Raw genomic sequence first — 22,025 nt, 5'->3', positions numbered from 1 at the left:
ATGGTGTCAGGCGGCAGCGGGCCGCAGCAGCGGCGTTTCGCGCACCGGCTGGTTGGCCAGCGCCGCGAAGATGCCCAGCGCCACCGCGATCCACCACACCGGCGTGTAGCTGCCGGCGCGGTCGTATATCCAGCCGCCCAGCCACACGCCCAGGAACGAGCCCACCTGGTGGCTGAAGAACACCACGCCTCCCAGCATAGACATGTACTGCACGCCGTAGACCTGGGCCACGATCGCGTTGGTCGGCGGCACGGTGGACAGCCACAGCACGCCCATCGTCGCGGCGAACAGGTAGACGCTCATCGGCGTCAGCGGAGCGGCCAGAAAGATCACGATCACCGCCGAGCGCAGCAGGTAGATCGCCGAGAGGATGTGGCGCTTGGGGAAGCGCTGGCCCAGCACACCGGCGCCGTAGGTGCCGAAGACGTTGAACAGGCCGATCAGCGCCAGCGCCGTGGTGGCCACCGAGGGGTCCATGCCCTGGTCGCGCAGGTAGCTGGGCATGTGCACGCCGATGAACACCACCTGGAAACCGCAGACGAAATACCCGGCGGTCAGCCAGCGGAAGCTGCCATGGCCGAAGGCCTCGCGCAGCGCGGCACCAATGCTCTGCTGCGGCCGCGCGGCCCCGCCGGCCAGGCCAGGCTCCTTCAGGCCCAGCGCCAGCGGCATGATCGCCAGCGCGGCGCAGCCCAGCACGAACAGCGCGCTCTGCCAGCCCCAGGTGGCGATCAGCCAGCTCTCCACCGGCACCATCATGAACTGGCCGAAGGAACCCGCTGCCGCGGCCACGCCCATCGCCCAGGAGCGCTTCTCGGGGGCGACGTTGCGGCCGATCACGCCGTAGACCACGGCGTAGGTGGTGCCGGACTGGGCGATGCCGATCAGCAGCCCGGTGGCCCCGGTGAAGGCCAGGCCCGAGGTGGCCAGCGCCATCAGCACCAGGCCCAGTGCATAGAGCAGGGCGCCGACCAGCAGCACCCGGAAGGCCCCGAAGCGGTCGGCCAGCGCGCCGGCGAACGGACCGGCGGCGCCCCAGGCGATGTTCTGCACCGCCAGCGCGAACGAGAAGGTCTCGCGCGTCCAGCCGCGGTCCATGGTGATCGGCTGCAGCCACAGCCCGAAGCCGTGGCGGATGCCCATCGACAGTGTCACGATCAGCGCGCCGCACAGCAGCACCTGGGTCATGGACAAGGGGCGGCGGTCGGCGGCGGTGCTCATCCAGGCACTGTAGCCCAGCGGCGCGCCCGGCGATGCACAGCAGGGTATTGCTGTCGCCTGCGTGACAGCCTGGGGAGGTAGACTGTATGCACATCCAGGCCGTCTGTTCCGTCGATGGCGACGGCAGGCTGCTGCCTACAATTTCCCGCATGGCCACCCGTTCCGCTTCCCCTTCGCCCGAGTATGGCGAGGCCTCGATCCGCGTCCTCAAGGGCCTCGAGCCCGTCAAGCAGCGCCCGGGCATGTACACCCGGACCGACAACCCGCTGCACATCATCCAGGAAGTCATCGACAACGCCGCCGACGAGGCGCTGGCCGGCTTCGGCAAGCGCATCGCGGTGACCTTGCACACCGACGGCTCGGTCAGCGTCGACGATGACGGCCGGGGCATCCCCTTCGGCCTGCACCCTGAAGAGCAGGTGCCGGTGGTGGAGATCGTCTTCACCCGGTTGCATGCTGGCGGCAAGTTCGACAAGGGCGCCGGCGGTGCCTACAGCTTCTCGGGCGGCCTGCATGGCGTGGGCGTCAGTGTCACCAACGCGCTCGCGAAGCGGCTGCAGGTGGCGGTCTGGCGCGATGGCCAGGCGGCCCAGCTGGCCTTCTCGGGCGGCGACGTGGTCGAGCCGCTGGTGGTGCGCGCCGCGCAGGCCGGTGAGCGCAAGAAGGGCACCTCGGTACGCGTCTGGCCCGACGCCAAGTACTTCGAGAGCGCCGAACTGCCGCGCAGCGAGCTGACCCACCTGCTGCGCAGCAAGGCGGTGCTGATGCCCGGGGTGACGGTCACGCTCACCACCGAGAAGACCGGCGACACCCAGACCTGGCTCTACAAGGGCGGCCTGCGCGACTACCTGCAGCAGGCGCTGCCGGCCGACCCGCTGATCCCGCTGTTCGAGGGCGCGCACTACGCCGGCGCCAACGAGGACGAGAACTTCGCCGAAGGCGAGGGCGCCGCCTGGTGCGTGGCCTTCACCGAGGATGGCGCGCTGCTGCGCGAGAGCTATGTCAACCTGATCCCCACGGTCGCCGGTGGCACCCATGAGGCCGGGCTGAAGGACGGTCTGTTCACCGCCATCAAGGGCTTCATCGAGATGCACTCGCTGCTGCCCAAGGGCGTCAAGCTGATGCCCGAGGACATCTTCGGCCGCGCCAGCTTCGTGCTCAGCGCCAAGGTGCTGGACCCGCAGTTCCAGGGCCAGACCAAGGAGCGCCTGAACAGCCGCGACGCGCTGCGTCTGGTGTCCGCCTACGTGCGCCCGGCGCTGGAGCTGTGGCTGAGCCAGCATGTCGAGCACGGCCGCAAGCTGGCCGAGCTGGTCATCAAGCAGGCCCAGACCCGCCAGCGCGCCAGCCAGAAGGTGGAAAAGCGCAAGGGCTCCGGCGTGGCCGTGCTGCCCGGCAAGCTCACCGACTGCGAGAACCGCGACATCGCGCTCAACGAGCTGTTCCTGGTTGAGGGCGACTCGGCTGGCGGCAGCGCCAAGATGGGCCGCGACAAGGAGACCCAGGCCATCCTGCCGCTGCGCGGCAAGGTGCTCAATGCCTGGGAGGTGGAGCGCGACCTGCTGTTCAAGAACAACGAGATCCACGACATCTCGGTGGCCATCGGCGTCGACCCGCATGGGCCCAACGACACGCCGGACCTCTCCGGCCTGCGTTATGGCAAGGTCTGCATCCTCTCGGACGCCGATGTCGACGGTTCGCACATCCAGGTGCTGCTGCTGACGCTGTTCTTCCGCCATTTCCCAAAGCTGGTCGAGGCCGGCCATGTGTACGTGGCCAAGCCGCCGCTGTTCCGTATCGACGCCCCGGCGCGCGGCAAGAAGCCCGCGGCCAAGCTGTATGCGCTGGACGAGGGCGAGCAGGAGGCGGCGCTGGACAAGCTGCGCAAGGAAGGCGCCCGCGAGGGCAGCTGGAGCATCAGCCGATTCAAGGGCCTGGGCGAAATGAGCGCCGAACAGCTGTGGGAAACCACGCTGAACCCCGACACCCGCCGCCTGCTGCAGGTGGGTTACGGTGCGATCGGCTTCACCGCCACCGTCGAGGCCTTCGGTCGGTTGATGGGCAAGGGCGAGGCCGCGTCGCGGCGCGAGCTGATGGAGATCCACGGTGACAGCGTCGAGATCGACGTCTGAGCGCTGCGCCCGGCTGGCCGGGGCGCTGCTGGGCGCCGCGTGGCTGCTGGGCCCACTGGCGGCCTCGGCCCAGACGCCGCTGTACGGCTACGTCGATGGCCACGGTGTGGCCCACCTGGCCCAGCAGCCGCTGGACACGCGCTTCGAGCCACTGCTGCGCGAGCGGGGCGACTCGCGCGTGCGGGTGCCTGGCAAGTCGATCGACCGCGGCAGCCTGCTGACCTGGCTGGAGTTCGCCCCCGAGGTCAAATCGCTGATGCCCTTGATGCGCCAGGCGGCCGAGTCCAGCGGGCTGGACGTGGAACTGCTGAAGGCGGTGATCGCGGTGGAATCGGGCTTCCGGGCCGACCAGGTCTCGCCCGCCGGGGCGATCGGCCTGATGCAGCTGATGCCGGCTGCTGGTGAGCGGTATGCCACCCGCGGCGAACGCGCGGCCGCACCGGTCGAAACCCTGCTGCGCGACCCGCGCCACAACCTCACCATCGGCTCGCGGATGCTGGCCGACCTGTGGCGGCGCACCGGCAGCATCGATGCGGCGCTGGCGGCCTGGAACGCCGGTGAAGGGCGGGTGCGCAAGGCTGGCAACCGGGTGCCCGACATTGCCGAGACCCGCGCCCATGTCCACCTGGTGCTGGAGCTGTACTGGTCCTTGCTGCAAAGCAGCCAGTCGCAGCGGGCGCGCAGCCTGCGATTCGCGTCGGGGTCATCGGTCGCCCATCCGGAGTGACCCTGTGTCCAGCGCCGCCCTTCGAAGTTGGGGGGTTGACGCTGCCAGGGGTGGTCCGGGACAGTCGGACGCTTCGCGTTACCCGACTGAGGATCCCGTCATGTCCATCCCCTCGTTCAAGCTCAGCCGCCTGTGTGTCGCCGTGGCCATCGCCGCGCCCGCCGCGCTGGTTGGCAGCGGTGCCGTGGCCGCTGAAGCCACCGTCAAGCTGATCGTCAACCATGGTCAGGCCAGCACCATGGCCGTGGGCAGCCACGCCAGTGCCGTGGGCGGCCGCGTCACGCGCGACCTGTCGCGCCTGGGCGCCACCGCCGTGGAAGTGCCGGCCAGCAAGGTCGCTCAGTTCAAGGCCCTGGTGGGCGCGGCCAATGTCGAGGTCGACGCCGAGCGCACCCTGCTGGGCCAGCGCGTCGGCCCCACGGCCACGCCGGTCCTGCGCGGCGCTGCCATTGCCGGCACCGAGGTCGCGCCCTACGGCATCCCGCTGGTGCAGGCCGACAAGGTCAAGGGCACCGGCGCCTGGCAGCCCGTGGTCTGCATCATCGACTCGGGCATCGACGGCCGGCACGAGGACCTGAAGAAGAACACGATGTCGGGCAAGAACTTCACCACGTCCGGCAAGTGGAATACCGACGAGAACGGCCACGGCACCCACGTCGCCGGCACGATCGCCGGTGTCGACAACCAGATCGGCGTGGTCGGCGTCAACGGCAAGAACCAGGTCATCCTGCGCATCAACAAGGTCTTCGACGCGGGCGGCAGCGCCTCGTCCTCGACCGTGGCCGACGCGATGATGGACTGCCTGGACTCGGGCGCCAACGTGGTGTCGATGTCGCTGGGCGGCTCGTCGTCCACCGCGGTCGAGAAGAACGCTGCGCAGGCGCTGGACGCCGCGGGCATCCTGACCATCGCTGCGGCCGGCAACGGCGGCAACACCGCCATCTCCTACCCGGCCGGCTTCAAGGAAGTCGTCTCGGTGGCAGCGGTCGATGCCAACAAGGCCTGGGCCACCTTCTCGCAGTTCAACGCCGACGTCGAAATCGCCGGCCCCGGCGTGCTGACGCTATCGTCGGTGCCCACCGGCACCGGCGTGATCGGCAGCCTGACCGTGGATGGCACCGCCTATGAAGCCATCGCAATGACCGGCTCGGCGCAGGGCAGCGTCTCGGCACCGCTGTACGACTTCGGCCTGGGCCAGACCGATGACACCGGCGTGGCCGGCAAGGTCTGCCTGATTTCGCGCGGCGTGATCACCTTCGCCGAGAAGGTGACCCGTTGCGAGGCCAACGGTGGCGTGGGTGCGGTGATCTACAACAACGCGCCGGGCAACTTCGCCGGCACGCTGAATGGCGCCCCGACGACCATCCCGTCGATGAGCGTGTCGCAGGCCAACGGCGCCACGCTGATGACCAAGATCGGCATGACCGCTGACGCGGGCGTCGTGGCCTCCAACTACGCCTACCTGAGCGGCACCTCGATGGCCACGCCGCACGTCTCGGGCGTCGCCGCCCTGGTGTGGAGCTTCCACCCCGAGTGCACGGCAGCGCAGATCCGCAAGGTGCTGAACAGCACCGCGATGGACCTGGGCGACCCGGGCCGCGACGACAAGTTCGGCAACGGCCTGGTGCAGGCCAAGGCCGCGCTGAAGAAGCTGGACGGGGGCTTCTGCGCCGCCAACTGATGAGCGCTGACCGTGCCGCTGGCGGCACGGTCCCCTGTGCGCCCGACGGGCCGCCCGATCCCTGTGATCCGGCGGCCTTTCTCATTGGCGATCAGGTGCGCCCGGGCCGGTAAGATGGCGGGCTGCGTCCGGGTCGTTCGGCCCGGCGCCGGAAGGCTGTGCGGACCGCCGGGGTCTGCGCTGGCGTGGGCCACTGGCCCGTGGGCCTTCCCCTTCAACAAGCACCATGTCCGACCAAGCCGATCTGTTCTCTGCGCCCGCCGCTCCGGCGGGCGATGCCATCACGCTGGCGCACTACGCCGAACGCGCCTACCTGGAATACGCGCTCAGCGTGGTCAAGGGCCGGGCCCTGCCTGATGTGACCGACGGCGCCAAGCCGGTGCAGCGCCGCATCCTCTACAGCATGCAGCGCATGGGCCTGGGCTTTGGCGGCTCGGGCGGTGCGCCCAAGCCGGTCAAGAGCGCCCGCGTGGTGGGCGATGTGCTGGGCAAGTTCCACCCGCATGGCGACACCGCCGCCTATGACGCGATGGTGCGCATGGCGCAGGACTTCTCGCTGCGCTACCCGCTGATCGACGGCCAGGGCAACTTCGGCAGCCGCGACGGCGACAGCGCGGCCGCGATGCGCTACACCGAGGCGCGCCTGGCCCCGATCGCCCGCCTGCTGCTCGACGAGATCGACGAGGGCACGGTGGACTTCGTGCCCAACTATGACGGCGCGTTCGAGGAACCCCGCCAGCTGCCGGCACGCCTGCCGTTCGTGCTGCTCAACGGCGCCAGCGGCATTGCGGTGGGCATGGCCACCGAGATCCCCAGCCACAACCTGCGCGAGGTGGCCGCCGCCGCGGTGGCCCTGATCCGCGACGACCAGCTGTCCGACGACGCGCTGTTCGAACTGCTGCCCGGCCCCGACTACCCCGGCGGTGGCCAGCTGATCAGCAGCGACGCCGAGATCCGCGAGGCCTACCGCAGCGGCCGCGGCAGCCTGAAGCTGCGTGCGCGCTGGAAGATCGAGGACCTGGCGCGTGGCCAGTGGCAGCTGGTGGTGACCGAACTGCCGCCGGGCACCAGCGCGCAGAAGGTGCTGGAGGAGATCGAGGAGCTCACCAACCCCAAGGTCAAGACCGGCAAGAAGGCGCTGACCCAGGAGCAGACGCAGCTCAAGGCAGCGATGCTGGCGGTGCTGGACGCCGTGCGCGATGAATCCAGCAAGGACGCCGCCGTGCGGCTGGTCTTCGAGCCCAAGAGCCGCACCGTGGAGCAGTCGGAGCTGGTCACCGCGCTGCTGGCCCACACCAGCCTGGAAAGCAACGCCCCGGTCAACCTGACGATGGTGGGCCTGGACGGCAAGCCGGTGCCCAAGAGCCTGCGCCAGATGCTGACCGAGTGGGTGGCTTTCCGCCAGACCACGGTGCAGCGCCGCACCCGCCACCGTCTGGACAAGGTGCTCGACCGCATCCATGTGCTCGAGGGCCGGCAGCTGGTGCTGCTGAACATCGACGAGGTGATCCGCATCATCCGCGAGAGCGACGAGCCCAAGGCGGCCCTGATCGCCCGTTTCTCGCTGAGCGACCGCCAGGCCGAGGACATCCTCGAGATCCGGCTGCGCCAGCTGGCCCGGCTGGAGGCGCTGCGCATCGAGCAGGAGCTCAAGGGCCTGCGCGAGGACCAGGCGAAGCTGGAGGACATCCTGGGCAGCCCGGCCACGCTCAGGCGCACGCTGATCAAGGAGATCGAGGCCGACGCCAAGCAGTTCGGCGACGAGCGCCGCACGCTGATCCAGGCCGACAAGCGCGTGGTGGCCGAGGTCAAGATCGTCGACGAGCCGATGACCGTGATCGCCAGCCTCAAGGGCTGGGTGCGCACGATGAAGGGCCATGAGGTGGACGTGGCCAACCTGTCGTTCAAGGCCGGTGATGGCCTGTACGGCACCTTCGCCTGCCGCAGCGTCGACACGCTCTATGTGCTGGGCAGCACCGGCCGCGCCTTCAGCATCCCGGTGGCCAGCCTGCCAGGCGGCCGCGGCGATGGCGTGCCGGTGACCAGCCTGATCGATCTGGAGCCGGGCACCCAGGTGGCCCACCTGATGGCCGGCCCGGCCGAGCAGGTGGTGCTGCTGGCCAACACCGGCGGCTTTGGTCTGCTGGCCCGCCTGGGTGACCTGGCCAGCCGGCAGCGGGCCGGCAAGAGCTTCCTGAGCCTGGAGCCGGCGGATCGCCTGCTGCCACCGGTGCCGGTGGCCTCGACGCATGCCAACGTCGCCTGCCTGGCGATGGACGGCCGGCTGCTGGTGTTCCCGCTGGCCGAGCTGAAGTTGCAGAGCAACGGCGGCCGCGGCCTGACGCTGATGGACGTGGACGCCAAGGCGCCGCTGGTGTCGGCCGCCACCTGCGGCGACAGCCTGCGCGTGCTTGGCAGCGGCCGCGGCGGCAAGGACAAGGACGAACTGGTCAAGGGCGCGGCCTTCGCCCACCATCTGGGCAAGCGGGCCCGCAAGGGGCACAAGGTCGAGGGCGTGATGAAGGTCGCGCGGGTCACCGCCGCCTGAGCGGCTGTGCGTCCGGCAGCGGGGCGCGCACCGCCCCGCGCATGCCTGACGCTCAGCGCAGCAGGTCGGACAGCGGCGGCAGTTTGGGCAGCTTCGGCAGGGCAGGCAGCTGCGGCAGCGGCGGCGCCTTCAGATCGCCCCACGGCGTCTTCAACCGGTCGCCGGTCAGCTGGCGCGTGACCGCGCTCTTGATCGGTGGCACCCAGTTGGTCACCCGCACGATCGCCTCGCGGGCCAGCTGGGCGGGCGCCGTGTCGGTGGTGAACAGCTTGACCACCAGGTTGGTGCCCAGGTAGATCGGCAGCGTCACGCGGCGGTGTTCGTCCGCATAGGCCTGCAGTGCCCGGGCGTCGCCCAGGTCGCGGCCATCGGCGCGTGACTTGGCGAGTTCGGCCGCCAGCACCTCGATGCCGTAGAGACCGAAGTTGTAGCCGTGCGCGGTGACCGGGTGCATGCCCACGGCGGCGTCGCCGATCAGCGCGAAGCGCTCGGCGCAAAAGCGCTGCGCGTAGACCGCCACCAGCGGGTAGGCGTGGCGCTGGCCAGCCAGCTCCAGCCGGCCCAGGCGATGACCGAAGGCGGCGTCCACCTTGTCGGCGAACTCGGCCTCGGGGGCGGCCATCAGCGCGGCGGCGCCGTCGCTGGTGACGGTCCACACCGCGGAGCTCTGGCGGCCAGCCATCGGCAGCATGGCCAGCGTGTGGCCGTGCAGGAAGCATTCGTGGGCGGTGCCGTCGTGTTCCAACTCGTGGCGCATGCGCGCGACGATGGCGGTGCGGCCGAAATCCAGCATCCGTGCACCGATGCCGGCCATGCGGCGCACGGTGGAGAAGCGGCTGTCGGCGGCGATCACCAGCGGGGCGCGCAGCCGTTGGCCACTGGCCAGCGTGACGCTGGCGCCGCTGGCGTCGCGGTCCAGCGCGGTCACACGGGCGTCGCCGGTGATCGTGACCCGCTCGGCGCGCGCGCTGGCACCCGCAAAGCAGGCTTCGCGGATGCGGTGGTTGGGCACCAGCCAGCCCAGTTGCTCGTGGCCGTCGGCGCGGCCATCGAAGGGCAGCACCATCGGTGATTCGCCATTGGTGACCTGGGCGGCCCTCAGCGGTGCGATCTCGTCGGCCGGCAGGCGCTCCCACAGGCCCAACTGGGTGAGGATGCGGCGGGCGCGGTGGGTCAACGCGATGTCGCGGCCATCTTCCGGCGGCGCCACCAGGCTGTCGCGCGGGGCCTGCTCAAGGACATGGCTGTGGATGCCGGCATCCGCCAGCGCGCAGGCCAGCGCCAGACCGGCAGGGCCGGCGCCGACGATCAGCACGTCGGTATCGAAGGAGGTGGAATCGCTCACGGCAGAACTTTCGCGGCAGGTCATGGCAGCGGCAGCGCTGCCCAGGGCAGCGTGCATCATCGCTGTGCATTGTCGCGCGGCGCTTGACCCGCGTCAGCCTCGCGGGCTTCAGCGGCGCAGCGCGGCCAGGCAGGCCAGACCGGCCAGTGCGAACAGCGCCAGGCTCCAGAAGGCGTAGGGCACGCCCAGCAGGTTCACCGCCGCGTCGGCACAGGAGGCCATCGGCATGAACACCTCGGGCGCCAGGTCCAGCAGGCCCAGGCCATCGAGGATGCGGTCGGCCAGCGTCAGGTTGCACGAGGCGCTGGCCGCGGCCACGAAGTGCTGCCACAGCGCCGCCGCCACGCCGCTGAGCGCCAGCAGCATGCCCAGCCCGGCCAGCGGCTTGCGCAGCGGCTCGACCGCCGCGCCCAGCAGCGCGGCGGCGCCCAGCACCAGGAAGATCAGGCGCTGCAGCGTGCACCAGGGGCAGGGCGGCATGTCGAAGCGGTACTGCGACAGCAGCGCCAGGCCCACCGCGGACCAGCAGGCCAGCGCGGTCAGCAGCAGCAGCGGCCGCGGACGGGCCAGGGTGCGGACCAGCGACATCGTCAGGCCTTGAGCTCGGCGATCAGCTCGATCTCGACACAGGCGCCCAGCGGGATCTGCGCCACGCCGAAGGCGCTGCGCGCATGGGCGCCCACCTCGGGGCCGAAGACCTCGGCCAGCAGCTCCGAGCATCCGTTGGTGACCAGGTGCTGCTCGGTGAAGGTGGGCGCGGAGTTCACCAGGCTCATCACCTTGACGATACGTACCACGCGGTCCAGGTCACCGCAGGCGGCCTGCAGCGTGCCCAGCAGGTCGATCGCGATCGCCCGGGCCGCGGCCTTGCCTTCTTCCGTGCCCATCGTCAGGCCCAGCTGGCCCACCCAGGGCTTGCCATCCTTCTTGGCGATGTGGCCGGACAGAAAGACCAGCGAGCCGGTCTGGACAAACGGCACATAGGCGGCGGCGGGCACGGCCACCGGCGGCAGGGTGATGCCCAGGCTCTGCAGGCGGGCGGCAACGGACATGGATGGCTCCTTTGGGGGAGAGGCGAATGCGGGCCGCGATCCTACACTGCGCCATGGCCGCCGCGACGCCCGACGCCCGCTGTGCAGTCCCCCTGACCCGGCAGCCGCAGCCCTGGCAACTGGCGGCGTGGCCGGTGGTCTGGATGCTGGGGCTGGCCGGGCAGTTGCAGCAGGCCGAGCTGCTGCCGCCCGGCGTGGCATGGGCGGTGCTCGGGCTGGGCACCGCCTGTCTGGGACTGGCGGCGGCCTGGTCCCGACGCGGTGGCCCCTGGCCCGCGCTGCTGCTGGCCACCGGCCTGCTGAGCGTGGCGGCGGGCAGCACCGACCTGCGCGCCGACAGCCGCCTGCAGGACCGGCTGGCCCCGGCGCTGGAGGGCCGCGACCTGCGCCTGCAGGGTCGTGTCCAGGGCCTGGTGCAGGTGCAGGCCGACGGCCTGCGCTTCGCCTTCGAGCCTGACCCCGCCGCGCCGTTGCTGGACGAGTCCGAAGGCCCGCTGAGCACGCCCCTGCCCAGCCGCCTGTGGCTGGTCTGGCCCACCGCCGACGGCGCGCTGGCGGCCCCCGCCGCGCTGGCCGCGGGCGAGGCCTGGCGTCTGCCGGTGCGCCTGCGTTCACCGCATGGCCAGCTCAACCCGCAGGGTTTCGATGCCGAACTGTGGGCCTTCGAGCGTGGCCTGGGCGGCTTTGGCCAGGTGCGCACCGGCCGCGGCGCGGTGGCCCAGCGTCTGGGTCCGCCGCGCTGGTGGGTGCCCGAGGAAGCGCTGGGCTGGTTGCGCCAGCGGGCCCGCGACCGCATCTTGCTGTCCGGCCCCGACCCGGCCACGGTGGGTGTGCTGGCGGCGCTGGCGATCGGTGACCAGTCGGCGATCGGGCCGGCGCAGTGGGCGGTGTTCCGCGACACCGGCGTGGCGCACCTGATGTCGATCAGCGGCCTGCACATCACGCTGTTCGCTGCGTTGGCGCAGGCGCTGCTGGCGGTGGTGTGGCGGCGCTGGCCCGCTGGCGTGGCGCGCTGGCCAACGCCCTGGGTGGCCCGCTGGGGCGGGCTGGCCCTGGCGGCGGCCTATGCCGTGCTGTCGGGCTGGGGCGTGCCGGCCCAGCGCACCGTGGGCATGCTGGCACTGGGGGTGGCGATGGCGCATGTCGGCTGGCGCTGGCCGGCGCTGCTGCGGGGCGTGTGGGCGGCCGCGGGCGTGGCCACGCTCGATCCCTGGGCCTTGCTGCAACCAGGGTTCTGGCTGTCCTTCGTGGCCGTGACCTGGCTGTTGGCGGCCGATCCCGAGCCCCGCGCGGCCAGCGGGCCGGGTTGGCGACGCATAGGCGCGGCGCTGGCCCAGACCTGGCGCACCCAGTGGGTGGTGGGCCTGGGCCTGGCGCCGCTGGTGGTGCTGTGGTTCAACCAATGGTCGCTGGCCGCCTGGCCGGCCAACCTGGTGGCCGTGCCCTGGGTGACCTGGGTCATCACGCCGCTGGCGCTGCTGGGCTTGCTGTGGCCGCCGGTCCTGACAGTCGCCGCCGTGCTGCTGGCGCCGCTGCTGTGGCTCACCGACGCATTGGCACAAGGCCATTGGGCCAGCCTGGCGGTGCCGGCCGGGCCCGGCTGGCTGGTCGCGCCGGCGATGCTGGGGGCGGGATTGGCCGTCTGGCGCCTGCCCCGGCTGGTGCAGGCCCTGTCCCTGCTGCTGGCCCTGCCGGTGCTCTGGCCGGCGCAACGCCTGCCAGCGCCCGGCCACTGGTGGGTGCAGGCGCTGGACGTGGGGCAGGGCAGTGTGGCCCTGGTGCGCACGCGCCATCACCTGCTGGTCTACGACGCCGGGCCCGCCCAGGGCGAGGGCGAAGACGCCGGCGAGCGGGTGATCTGGCCGGCGCTGCGGGCGCTGGGCGAGCGGCAGATCGACGAACTGTTGCTGAGCCACGGCGACCTGGACCATATCGGCGGTGCAGGCAGCCTGCTGCGCCGGCTGCCGGTGGCGCGGCTGCGGCATTCGCTGGACCCATCGCATCCGCTGCTGGCGGACCGAACCGGCGCCCAGCCCTGCCAGGCCGGCCAGGCATGGGTCTGGGATGGCGTGCACTTCGAGGTGCTGTGGCCGCCCGAACCCGGCGCCCGCCGCCAGGGCGCCACCAATGCGGCCAGCTGCGTGCTGCGCGTCGATGATGAGCAGGGTCGCGCCCTGCTGTTGACCGGTGACATCGGCGTCGCCGAAGAAGCCGCGCTGGCCCCCGGCCTGGCGGCGCGCCCGCCACTGTCGGTGCTGCTGGTGCCGCACCACGGCAGCCGCAGCTCCTCCTCCGACGCGCTGCTGGGCGCCACGCGGCCGACCGTGGCCGTGATGCAGCTGGGCTACCGCAACCGCTACGGCCACCCGCATCCCGAGGTGATGGCCCGCTATCGGGCGGCGAGCATCGATGTGGTGCGTACGGATGTCTGCGGCGCCTGGCGGTGGGATGATGCTGGTGCATCGTGCACCCGCGATGTGCATCGCCGCTACTGGCACCATCGGCCATCCGATGTGCCGCCCCCGCCGGCTGGTGCGCTTGTTGCTAAGCCGGAGGCAGGAGAGACCGAATGAGACCCAGCTTCGACGAGATGCAGGCCACCAGCACCACGGTGCGCCCGCATTACAAGACCTACGACCAATGGCTGGCCCGCCAGCCGCGCGATGGCATGCAGGCGCGGCGCGAAGAGGCGGAGATGATCTTCCGCCGCGTCGGCATTACCTTTGCCGTCTACGGTGACAAGGACTCGGGGGAGGGCACCGAGCGCCTGATTCCGTTTGACCTGATCCCGCGCGTCATCCCCGCCCATGAATGGCGCGAGATGGAGAAGGGCCTGCGCCAGCGCGTCACCGCACTCAACCGCTTCATCCACGACATCTACCACGGCCAGGAGATCCTCAAGGCCGGCATCGTGCCGCGCGAGCAGATCCAGAACAACGCCCAGTTCCGCCCCGAGATGATGGGCGTCGATGTGCCGCAGGACGTGTACTCGCACATCGCCGGCATCGACATCGTGCGCGCTGCCCAGCCTGACGGCAGCGGCACCTACTATGTGCTGGAGGACAACCTGCGCGTGCCCAGCGGTGTCAGCTACATGCTGGAGAACCGCAAGATGATGATGCGGCTCTTCCCCGAGCTGTTCGCCCAGCACCGCGTCGCACCGGTGGCGCACTACCCCGACCTGCTGCTCGAAACCCTGCGCAGCGTCGCGCCGCGCCAGGTGGCCGACCCCACCGTGGTGGTGCTCACCCCCGGCATGTACAACTCGGCCTACTTCGAGCACGCCTTCCTGGCGCAGCAGATGGGGGTGGAACTGGTCGAGGGCCAGGACCTGTTCGTCAAGGACCGCACCGTCTTCATGCGCACCACGCAGGGCCCCAAGCGGGTGGACGTGATCTACCGCCGCATTGACGACGACTTCCTCGACCCGCAGGTCTTCCGCAAGGACTCCACGCTGGGCTGCGCCGGTCTGGTCGACGCCTACAAGGCCGGCAACGTCACGCTGAGCAATGCGATCGGCACCGGCATCGCCGACGACAAGTCGATCTACCCCTACGTGCCCAAGATGGTGGAGTTCTACCTCGGCGAGAAGCCCATCCTGCACAACGTGCCCACCCACCTGTGCCGCGAGAAGGACGACCTGGCCTATGTGCTCGACCACCTGGACGAACTGGTGGTCAAGGAAGTGCACGGTGCCGGCGGCTACGGCATGCTGGTCGGCCCGGCCGCCACCCGGGCCGAGATCGAGGACTTCCGCGCCCACCTCGTGGCCAACCCCAGCAACTACATCGCCCAGCCCACGCTGAGCCTGTCGACCTGCCCCACCTTCGTCGACAGCGGCATCGCGCCGCGCCACATCGACCTGCGTCCCTTCGTGCTCTCGGGCACCGAGGTGCAGATGGTGCCCGGCGGCCTGACGCGCGTCGCCCTGAAAGAGGGCTCGCTGGTCGTCAACAGCAGCCAGGGTGGCGGCACCAAGGACACCTGGGTGCTCGAGAACTGACCCCCCGATCGGCCCCTTCAGGAAACAAGAACATGCTCTCTCGTACCGCCGATCACCTGTTCTGGATGTCCCGCTACATGGAGCGGGCCGAGAACACGGCCCGGATGCTCGATGTCAACTACCAGACCTCGCTGCTGCCCCAGTCCAGCGACACCGCCGAGCAGGGCTGGCGCGGTCTGCTGTCGATCTCCGAACTGACCCAGGACTACCAGGCCCGCTATGGCGCGATCGACGCCGCCCGGGTGCAGGACTTCATGGTCCGCGACGAACGCAACGCCTCGTCGATCCTGTGCTGCCTGCGCGCCGCGCGCGAGAACGCCCGCGCCATCCGCGGCACGCTGACCACCGAGGTCTGGGAGACCACCAACCAGACCTGGCTGGAGTTCAACCGCCTGCTCAAGGACGGCCTGCTGGCGCGCGACCCGTCGGCGCTGTTCGAGTGGGTGAAGTTCCGCTCGCACCTCTCGCGCGGCGTGACCGTGGGCACGATGCTGCAGGACGAGGCCTTCAACTTCATCCGCATCGGCTCCTTCCTGGAGCGCGGCGACAACACCGCCCGCTTGCTGGACGTGAAGTTCCACGCGCTGCAGGGCCACCCGGCCGGCGACAGCGGCCCGCGGGGCGGTGAGCAGGACTTCTACCACTGGTCGGCGATCCTGCGTTCGGTCTCTGCCTTCGAGATCTACCGCAAGGTCTACCGCAACGTGATCGAGCCGCCCAAGGTGGCCGAGTTGCTGATCCTGCGCGCCGACATGCCGCGCTCGCTGGCCCATTGCACCGGTCAGGTGCTGCGTAACCTCAAGCGGGTGGCCAACCAGCAATCGGCCGAGACCCTGCGTCTGGCCGGCCGGCTGGCCAGCGACCTGGAATACGCGCGCATCGAGGAGATCCTCGAGACCGGCCTGCATGCCTACCTGAGCCAGTACCTCGACCGCGTGGGCGATCTGGGGGCGGGCATCAGCCGCGACTTCCTGGTGCCGTCCTGAGCGTCACGACCTGATCACCGTCGACGGCGATCCTCGGGTGCACCTGCATCGGGGGGTCGCGTCGTCGCCAGTCCGAGATTCGATTTCCACCAAGGAACGCCCGTGTCCATCCACGTCGCCCTCAAGCACGTCACCCATTACCGCTACGACCGCCGCGTGGGGCTGTCGCCGCAGATCGTCCGGCTGCGGCCGGCGCCGCACTGCCGCACGCCCATCCTGTCGTACTCGATGCAGGTCGAGCCGGCCGGCCACTTCATCAACTGGCAGCAGGACGCCTTCGCCAACTACATGGCGCGCCTGGTCTTTCCCGAGAAGACCACCGAGTTCAAGGTCACCATCGACCTGGTGGCCGAGATGTCGGTCTACAACCCCTTCGACTTCTTCCTGGAGCCCGAGGCCGAGCACGTCCCCTTCGCCTACACCGACAGCCTGCGCGCCGAGCTGGCGCCCTACCTGGTGGTCGAGCCGGCCACGCCCCGGCTGGCCGCGCTGCTGGCCAGCGTGCCCACCGAGAAGACCCGCACGATCGATTTCCTGGTGGGCCTGAACCAGCGCCTGCAGCGCGACATCGCCTACACGATCCGCATGGAACCGGGCGTGCAGACGCCCGAGGAGACGCTGACCAAGGGCAGTGGCTCCTGCCGGGACACCGGCTGGCTGCTGGTGCAGATGCTGCGCCACCTGGGCCTGGCGGCGCGCTTCGTCTCGGGCTACCTGATCCAGCTGGCGCCCGACGTCAAGGCCCTGGATGGCCCCAGCGGCACCGAGGTCGACTTCACCGACCTGCACGCCTGGTGCGAGGTCTACCTGCCGGGTGCCGGCTGGATCGGCCTGGACCCCACCTCCGGCCTGCTGGCCGGCGAGGGCCACATCCCGCTGGCCTGCACGCCGCAGCCCAGCAGCGCGGCCCCCATCTCCGGCGCGGTGGACGAGTCCGAGGTCAGTTTCGGCCACGAGATGGGCATCACCCGCATCTGGGAATCGCCGCGCGTCACCAAGCCCTACACCGAGGACCAGTGGGCGCGCGTGCTGCGCCTGGGCGAGCAGGTCGATGCCGAGCTGCAGGCCGGCGACGTGCGCCTGACCATGGGCGGCGAGCCCACCTTCGTCTCGGTGGACGACCGTGACGGCGCCGAGTGGAACACCGACGCACTGGGCCCCACGAAGCGCCTGTATGCCCAGGACCTGGTGCAGCGCCTGCGGGCGGAGTACGGCCAGGGTGGCTTCCTGCACTACGGCCAGGGCAAGTGGTACCCCGGCGAGCAACTGCCCCGATGGGCGCTGTCGATCTGCTGGCGCGCCGACGGTCAGCCCTGCTGGAACGACCCGTCGCTGTTCGCCGACGAGCGCGACCCGCATGCCTACACCTCGGCCGATGCCAAGCGTTTCCTGCTCGCCCTGACCCGCCGCCTGGGCCTGAGCACCGATTACATCCAGACCGGCTTTGAAGACACCTGGTACTACCTGTGGCGCGAGCGCCGGCTGCCGGTCAACGTCGATCCGTTCGACTCCCGCCTGGACGACGAACTGGAGCGCCTGCGTCTGCGTCGCGTCTTCGACCAGGGCCTGGACCACGAGGTCGGCTATGTGCTGCCGATCAAGGTCGACGAGGGTCCGGGCCTGAGCGGCACCCGCTGGGTCACCGGCCCCTGGTTCTTCCGCGACGAGCGCATGTACCTGTTCCCCGGCGATTCGCCGATGGGCTACCGCCTGCCGCTGGACTCGCTGCCCTGGGTGGGCAAGGGCGAGTACCCCTTCCTGCACGAACACGACCCCTTCGCGCCGCGCGACGCGCTGCCGGCCGCCAGCCGGCTGAAGGCGCAGTTCGCCCATGAGGTGGGCGGCGAACAGGGCTATGCCGCTCACCGCGTCGGCGGCGGCTTTGCCGAGGGCGGCACGGTGGCGCTGCAGTCGGCCGACCTGGACGGCGCTGGTCTGGCAGGCGCTGGCGCTGCCGCCGACCTGGGCGTCGGCACGGGTCAGGGGCAGGGCGAGCGGGTGCCCGGCCAGGGCGACGCCGGCGCGGCGCCCGGCGCTGCCTCCGTGCCGCTGGACCAGCGCCCTGAGCGTTTCCAGAGCGCCCACTGGATCACCCGCACCGCGCTGTGCGTGGAGGTGCGCGATCCGCGCCGCGCCAACGGCCCCAAGGCCGAGGCGGTCGGCCAGGCCAGTGGCGTGATGTACGTCTTCATGCCGCCGCTGCAGCGCCTGGAGGACTACCTGGCGCTGCTGGCCGCGGTGGAAGCCACGGCGGCCGAACAGGGCGTCAAGCTGGTGCTGGAAGGCTACCCGCCGCCGCGCGACCCGCGCCTGAAGCTGCTGCAGGTCACGCCGGATCCGGGCGTCATCGAGGTCAACATCCATCCGGCCCATCGCTGGAGCGAGGTGGTCCAGCACACCGAGTTCCTCTATGACGCCGCCTGGCGCTCGCGCCTGTCGACCGAGAAGTTCATGCTCGATGGCCGCCACACCGGCACCGGCGGCGGCAACCACATCGTGCTGGGCGGCGCCACGCCGGCTGATTCGCCCTTCCTGCGCCGCCCGGACCTGCTGGGCTCGCTGCTGGCCTACTGGCACAACCACCCCAGTCTCAGCTACCTGTTCAGCGGTCTGTTCATCGGCCCGACCAGCCAGGCGCCGCGGGTGGACGAGGCGCGCAACGACCAGCTGCGCGAGCTGGAGATTGCGCTGGGCGAAATCGAGCGCAGCAAGGCGCTCTACGGCCAGGACATGCCGCCGTGGCTGGTCGACCGCACGCTGCGCAACGTGCTGGTCGACGTGACCGGCAACACCCACCGCAGCGAGTTCTGCATCGACAAGCTCTACTCGCCAGACAGCAGCACCGGTCGCCTGGGCCTGCTGGAACTGCGCGCCTTCGAGATGCCGCCGCATGCCCGCATGAGCATCGTGCAGCAACTGCTGCTGCGCGCCCTGATCGCCCGCTTCTGGACCACGCCCTACCGTGCGCCGCTGGTGCGCTGGGGCACCGAGTTGCATGACCGCTTCCTGCTGCCGGCCTTCGTGCAGATGGACTTCGCCGACGTGATGGAGGAGATGCAGCAAGCCGGCTACACGATGGAGCCCGGCTGGTTCGCGCCGCACTTCGAGTTCCGCTTCCCGAAGATCGGCGAGTTCGCCGCACGCGGCGTGCACGTCACGCTGCGCAGCGCGCTGGAGCCCTGGCATGTGATGGGCGAGGAGGGCGCCACCGGCGGCACGGTGCGCTATGTGGATTCGTCGCTGGAGCGGCTGGAGCTGCGCGTCAGCGGCCTGGTCGATCCGCGCCACCGCATCACCGTCAATGGCGTGGGCGTCGACCTGCAGCCCACCGGGCGGGCCGGCGAGTTCGTTGCTGGCGTGCGCTACCGTGCCTGGCAGCCGCCGTCTGCGCTGCATCCGACGATCGGTGTGCACGCGCCACTGACGGTGGACCTGATCGACACCTGGATGCGCCGCTCGCTGGGCGGTTGCCAGTACCACGTGGCGCATCCGGGCGGCCGCAACTACGTCACCTTCCCGGTCAACGCCTATGAGGCCGAGAGCCGCCGTCTGGCGCGCTTCTTCGCGATGGGCCACACGCCGGGCACCGTGGACGCGCCGATGCCGGAGCGCAGCCTGGAGTTCCCGCTCACCCTCGACATGCGCCGCGCCGGGCGCTGAGATCGGGCAGCGTTCGTGGAGGCGGACCAGCCGGCGCCGCAGGCAAGGCATCATTGGGGCATGCAACCGCAGCAGCCCAGCCTCCTGCCCGATGACGCCGTCGTCGACCCTGTGGCGTTGGCGCTGGCGGCCGCCGTGCGCGGGCGTGAGGGCCATTTCAGCGAGCTGCTGGGCCGGCTGGGAGAGGCTGGCGCGCCGCTTGCCGGCATGGCGCCGCTGTGGCGTGATTTCTTCACCGCCATCGGCGCCGAGGGCTGGGCCGACCTGCCGGCCCGCCAGGCGCGCATCCAGCGCCGCGTGCTGGAGGATGGCGCCACCTACAACGTCTATGCCGACGGCGGCCAGAGCCAGCGTGCCTGGCCGCTGGAGTCGCTGCCCACGCTGATCGGTCCCGACGACTGGGCGCAGATCGAGCGCGGCGTGGCCCAGCGCGCGCGCCTGCTCGATGCCGTGCTGCGCGACGCCTACGGCGAGCGCCGCCTGCTGGAGGAGGGCCTGCTGCCGGCTTCGCTGGTGCTGGGCCACCCGCAGTACCTGCGGCCGATGCATGGTTGCCGCCCGGCCGGCGATGTCTTCCTGCACGTGGCGGCCTTCGACCTGGTGCGCGGCCCCGAGGGCCGCTGGTGGGTGGCCGCGCAGCGCACCCAGGCGCCGTCGGGCCTGGGCTACCTGCTGGAGAACCGCCTGATCGTGGCGCAGCAGTTCCCCATCGCCTTCCGCGAGTTGCGCGTGCAGCGGCTGGCCTCCAGCTTCCTGGGCATGCTGCAGGGCCTGATGCGGCTGTCGCCGGCTGGCGAGCGCTCGCGCGTGGTGCTGCTCACCCCCGGCCCGGCCAACGAAACCTATTTCGAGCAGGTCTTCCTGGCCCGCTACCTGGGCATCGCACTGGTCGAAGGCGCCGACCTGACGGTGCGCGCCAACCGCGTCTACCTGAAGACCCTGCACGGTCTGGAGCGGGTGCACGTGGTGCTGCGCCGGGTGGATGACGAGTACCTCGACCCGCTGGAGCTGCGCCCTGACTCCGCGCTGGGCGTGGCCGGCCTGTTGCAGGCGCTGCGGGCCGGCGAGGTGGTCGTGGCCAACGCGCCCGGCGCCGGCTGGCTGGAAAGCCCGGGCCTGGCGGCCTTCTGGCCGGCGGTGGCCGAGCGCCTGCTGGGCGAGCCGCTGGCCCTGCCCGCGGTGACCACCTGGTGGTGTGGCGAAGAAGCCGTGTGGCAGGACCACCGCGCACGTCTGGGCGACTTCATCGCCGTGCCCACCTTTGCCCCCGGCCCAGGGCGGCCGGGCCTGGTGCCGCAGCGGGTGGCGGCGCTGGATGCCCGGGCGCGTGCTGCGCTGCTTCAGCGCATTGACGACGACCCTGCTGCCTGCACACTGCAGGCGCCGATGCGCGGCGCCGAGACCCCGGTCTGGCGCGAGGGCCGCCTGCTGGCGCGCAGCGCGGTGCTGCGCGTGTTCGCCGTGGCCGATGGCCGCGGCGGCTGGCGCGTGGTCCCGGGCGGCATGGCCCGCGTGGCGGCCGAGGGCGATGGCGGCGCCAACCCCTGGCTGTCGATGCAGCATGGCCACAGCAGCGCCGACACCTGGGTGCAGACCGGGGGCGAGGTCGACCCGACCAGCCTGCTGCCGCGCCCCTTGAGCGCCGCCGACCTGGCCAGCTGGCACCGCAGCGTCACCAGCCGCTCCGCCGAAAACCTGTTCTGGCTGGGCCGCTACAGCGAGCGCGCCGAGAACTGCGTGCGCCTGGCCCGCCTGACGCTGGAGGCGCTGACCGGCTCGCTGATCACCGGCGCCTCGGCCGAGGTGCTGGGCGTGCTCGACACCCTGGCCCGCCACCACGGGCTGGTGGGCACCGGCGTGCCCACGCCGCAGCAGTCGGTGCGGGTGTTCGAGCGGGCGCTGGTGCATGCGCTGGGCGACGCCCAGGGCGCCACCAGCGTGGCCTACAACCTGCAGGCCCTGATGCGCTGCGCCCAGGCCCTGCGCGAACGCCTGTCGCCCGAGCACTGGAAGTTGATCCGCGAGGTCGGCGAGCACTTCGACCAGCACCTGCGTGCTGCGCTGGACACCGCCGCCGCCGAGCCACTGGCCGACGTGATGGGCGTGCTGGCACGCGCCGCCACCCATCTGGCCGCGATCACCGGCGCCCAGACCGACCGCATGACCCGCGACGATGGCTGGCGCCTGCTCAGCGTGGGCCGGCAGATCGAACGCCTGGACTTCCATGCCCATGCGCTGGCGCTGGGCATCGAGCGTGGCCTGCACCGCCGTGACGAGGGCTTCGCGCTGCTGCTGGGTCTGTTCGATTCCACCATCACCTACCGCGCCCAGTTCCAGGCGCGGCGCGAGTTGCCGCCGCTGCTGCACCTGCTGGTGCACGACACCGACAACCCGCGTGCCCTGGCCTGGGTGGCGCGCACCATGCGCGACCGCTTCATCAAGTTGTCGCGCCACGATGCCGCCTGGGCGCAGGAGGTGGCCGCGACGCTGCCGCGGCCCGAGGACTGGCCCCTTGAGCTGATCAGCACCCCGGATGACGCCGGCGGCCATGCGCCGCTGATCACGCTGCTCGCGCAGTGCGGGCAGCAGGTCAGGGGGCTGTCGGATGCGCTGGGCCAGCGCCTGTTCTCGCATGTCGGTCCGGCAGACCGCATGGTCTGGCAGTGAAGG

General features: G+C 70.9%; 13 protein-coding genes. 9 read left to right on the top strand and 4 right to left on the bottom strand.

The annotated features are described in order from the left end of the window. Positions 1 to 6: 6 nt before the first annotated feature. Positions 7 to 1,221 carry an MFS transporter gene (locus tag KAK07_RS04460; RefSeq protein ID WP_210855033.1) on the bottom strand — a complete coding sequence of 405 codons (1,215 nt, stop codon included), beginning with the start codon at positions 1,219 to 1,221 and terminating at the stop codon, positions 7 to 9. Between the two features lie 149 nt (positions 1,222 to 1,370). Between KAK07_RS04460 and KAK07_RS04455 the strand changes: the two genes are divergently transcribed. The 4 genes from KAK07_RS04455 (at position 1,371) to parC (ending at position 8,309) form a co-directional block, all read left to right on the top strand. Next, positions 1,371 to 3,353 (top strand): DNA topoisomerase IV subunit B, encoded by a 1,983-nt coding sequence (locus KAK07_RS04455; protein ID WP_210855035.1) that lies wholly within the window; start codon positions 1,371 to 1,373, stop codon positions 3,351 to 3,353. Further along, complete coding sequence (locus tag KAK07_RS04450) at positions 3,328 to 4,080, top strand: lytic transglycosylase domain-containing protein (protein ID WP_310738626.1); 753 nt, start codon at positions 3,328 to 3,330, stop codon at positions 4,078 to 4,080. Before KAK07_RS04455 ends, KAK07_RS04450 begins: the two co-directional genes overlap by 26 nt. A 100-nt stretch (positions 4,081 to 4,180) precedes the next feature. After that, positions 4,181 to 5,761 (top strand): S8 family serine peptidase, encoded by a 1,581-nt coding sequence (locus KAK07_RS04445; RefSeq protein ID WP_210859209.1) that lies wholly within the window; start codon positions 4,181 to 4,183, stop codon positions 5,759 to 5,761. Between the two features lie 226 nt (positions 5,762 to 5,987). Continuing rightward, on the top strand, positions 5,988 to 8,309 hold the full coding sequence (gene parC / locus KAK07_RS04440) for a DNA topoisomerase IV subunit A (RefSeq protein WP_210859207.1): 2,322 nt from the start codon (positions 5,988 to 5,990) through the stop codon (positions 8,307 to 8,309). 52 nt (positions 8,310 to 8,361) lie between these two features. Here the strand turns inward: parC and ubiM are convergent, their stop codons facing one another. The 3 genes from ubiM to KAK07_RS04425 all read right to left on the bottom strand — a co-directional run bounded on the left by ubiM (position 8,362) and on the right by KAK07_RS04425 (position 10,706). Next, a complete protein-coding gene (ubiM, locus tag KAK07_RS04435) occupies positions 8,362 to 9,654 on the bottom strand; it encodes a 5-demethoxyubiquinol-8 5-hydroxylase UbiM (RefSeq protein WP_310740697.1) in 1,293 nt (430 codons plus the stop codon). A 108-nt stretch (positions 9,655 to 9,762) separates the two neighbouring features. Further along, positions 9,763 to 10,242: a disulfide bond formation protein B gene (locus KAK07_RS04430; protein ID WP_210855042.1), complete on the bottom strand. Its 480-nt coding sequence runs from the start codon at positions 10,240 to 10,242 to the stop codon at positions 9,763 to 9,765. Positions 10,243 to 10,244: 2 nt separating this feature from the next. Continuing rightward, a complete protein-coding gene (locus KAK07_RS04425) occupies positions 10,245 to 10,706 on the bottom strand; it encodes a RidA family protein (RefSeq protein ID WP_210855044.1) in 462 nt (153 codons plus the stop codon). Positions 10,707 to 10,759: 53 nt separating this feature from the next. Between KAK07_RS04425 and KAK07_RS04420 the strand changes: the two genes are divergently transcribed. From KAK07_RS04420 to KAK07_RS04400, 5 genes are all read left to right on the top strand, one after another. Then, positions 10,760 to 13,279, top strand: coding sequence for a DNA internalization-related competence protein ComEC/Rec2 (locus tag KAK07_RS04420; protein WP_210855046.1), 2,520 nt, complete (start codon positions 10,760 to 10,762; stop codon positions 13,277 to 13,279). Next, a complete protein-coding gene (locus KAK07_RS04415) occupies positions 13,276 to 14,709 on the top strand; it encodes a circularly permuted type 2 ATP-grasp protein (protein WP_210855048.1) in 1,434 nt (477 codons plus the stop codon). The genes KAK07_RS04420 and KAK07_RS04415 overlap by 4 nt, the downstream gene beginning before the upstream one ends. 32 nt (positions 14,710 to 14,741) lie before the next feature. Continuing rightward, positions 14,742 to 15,695: an alpha-E domain-containing protein gene (locus KAK07_RS04410; RefSeq protein WP_210855050.1), complete on the top strand. Its 954-nt coding sequence runs from the start codon at positions 14,742 to 14,744 to the stop codon at positions 15,693 to 15,695. A 102-nt stretch (positions 15,696 to 15,797) separates the two neighbouring features. Beyond that, positions 15,798 to 19,355 carry a transglutaminase family protein gene (locus KAK07_RS04405; protein ID WP_210859205.1) on the top strand — a complete coding sequence of 1,186 codons (3,558 nt, stop codon included), beginning with the start codon at positions 15,798 to 15,800 and terminating at the stop codon, positions 19,353 to 19,355. 60 nt (positions 19,356 to 19,415) lie between these two features. Continuing rightward, on the top strand, positions 19,416 to 22,022 hold the full coding sequence (locus tag KAK07_RS04400; RefSeq protein ID WP_210855054.1) for a circularly permuted type 2 ATP-grasp protein: 2,607 nt from the start codon (positions 19,416 to 19,418) through the stop codon (positions 22,020 to 22,022). Positions 22,023 to 22,025: the final 3 nt, after the last annotated feature.

This window comes from Ideonella alba (assembly GCF_018069875.1).
In the GTDB taxonomy this organism is placed as follows: domain Bacteria; phylum Pseudomonadota; class Gammaproteobacteria; order Burkholderiales; family Burkholderiaceae_C; genus Ideonella; species Ideonella alba.
This window is presented reverse-complemented; position numbering and strand designations above follow the sequence as displayed.

Excerpts from the sequence above, each read along its gene's own strand:
- KAK07_RS04455 (WP_210855035.1), top strand. The coding sequence starts at position 1,371 with ATGGCCACCCGTTCCGCTTCCCCTTCGCCCGAGTATGGCGAGGCCTCG.
- KAK07_RS04445 (WP_210859209.1), top strand. The coding sequence starts at position 4,181 with ATGTCCATCCCCTCGTTCAAGCTCAGCCGCCTGTGTGTCGCCGTGGCC.
- KAK07_RS04425 (WP_210855044.1), bottom strand. The coding sequence starts at position 10,706 with ATGTCCGTTGCCGCCCGCCTGCAGAGCCTGGGCATCACCCTGCCGCCG.
- KAK07_RS04460 (WP_210855033.1), bottom strand. The coding sequence starts at position 1,221 with ATGAGCACCGCCGCCGACCGCCGCCCCTTGTCCATGACCCAGGTGCTG.
- KAK07_RS04420 (WP_210855046.1), top strand. The coding sequence starts at position 10,760 with ATGGCCGCCGCGACGCCCGACGCCCGCTGTGCAGTCCCCCTGACCCGG.
- KAK07_RS04410 (WP_210855050.1), top strand. The coding sequence starts at position 14,742 with ATGCTCTCTCGTACCGCCGATCACCTGTTCTGGATGTCCCGCTACATG.
- KAK07_RS04400 (WP_210855054.1), top strand. The coding sequence starts at position 19,416 with ATGCAACCGCAGCAGCCCAGCCTCCTGCCCGATGACGCCGTCGTCGAC.
- KAK07_RS04415 (WP_210855048.1), top strand. The coding sequence starts at position 13,276 with ATGAGACCCAGCTTCGACGAGATGCAGGCCACCAGCACCACGGTGCGC.
- KAK07_RS04430 (WP_210855042.1), bottom strand. The coding sequence starts at position 10,242 with ATGTCGCTGGTCCGCACCCTGGCCCGTCCGCGGCCGCTGCTGCTGCTG.
- parC (WP_210859207.1), top strand. The coding sequence starts at position 5,988 with ATGTCCGACCAAGCCGATCTGTTCTCTGCGCCCGCCGCTCCGGCGGGC.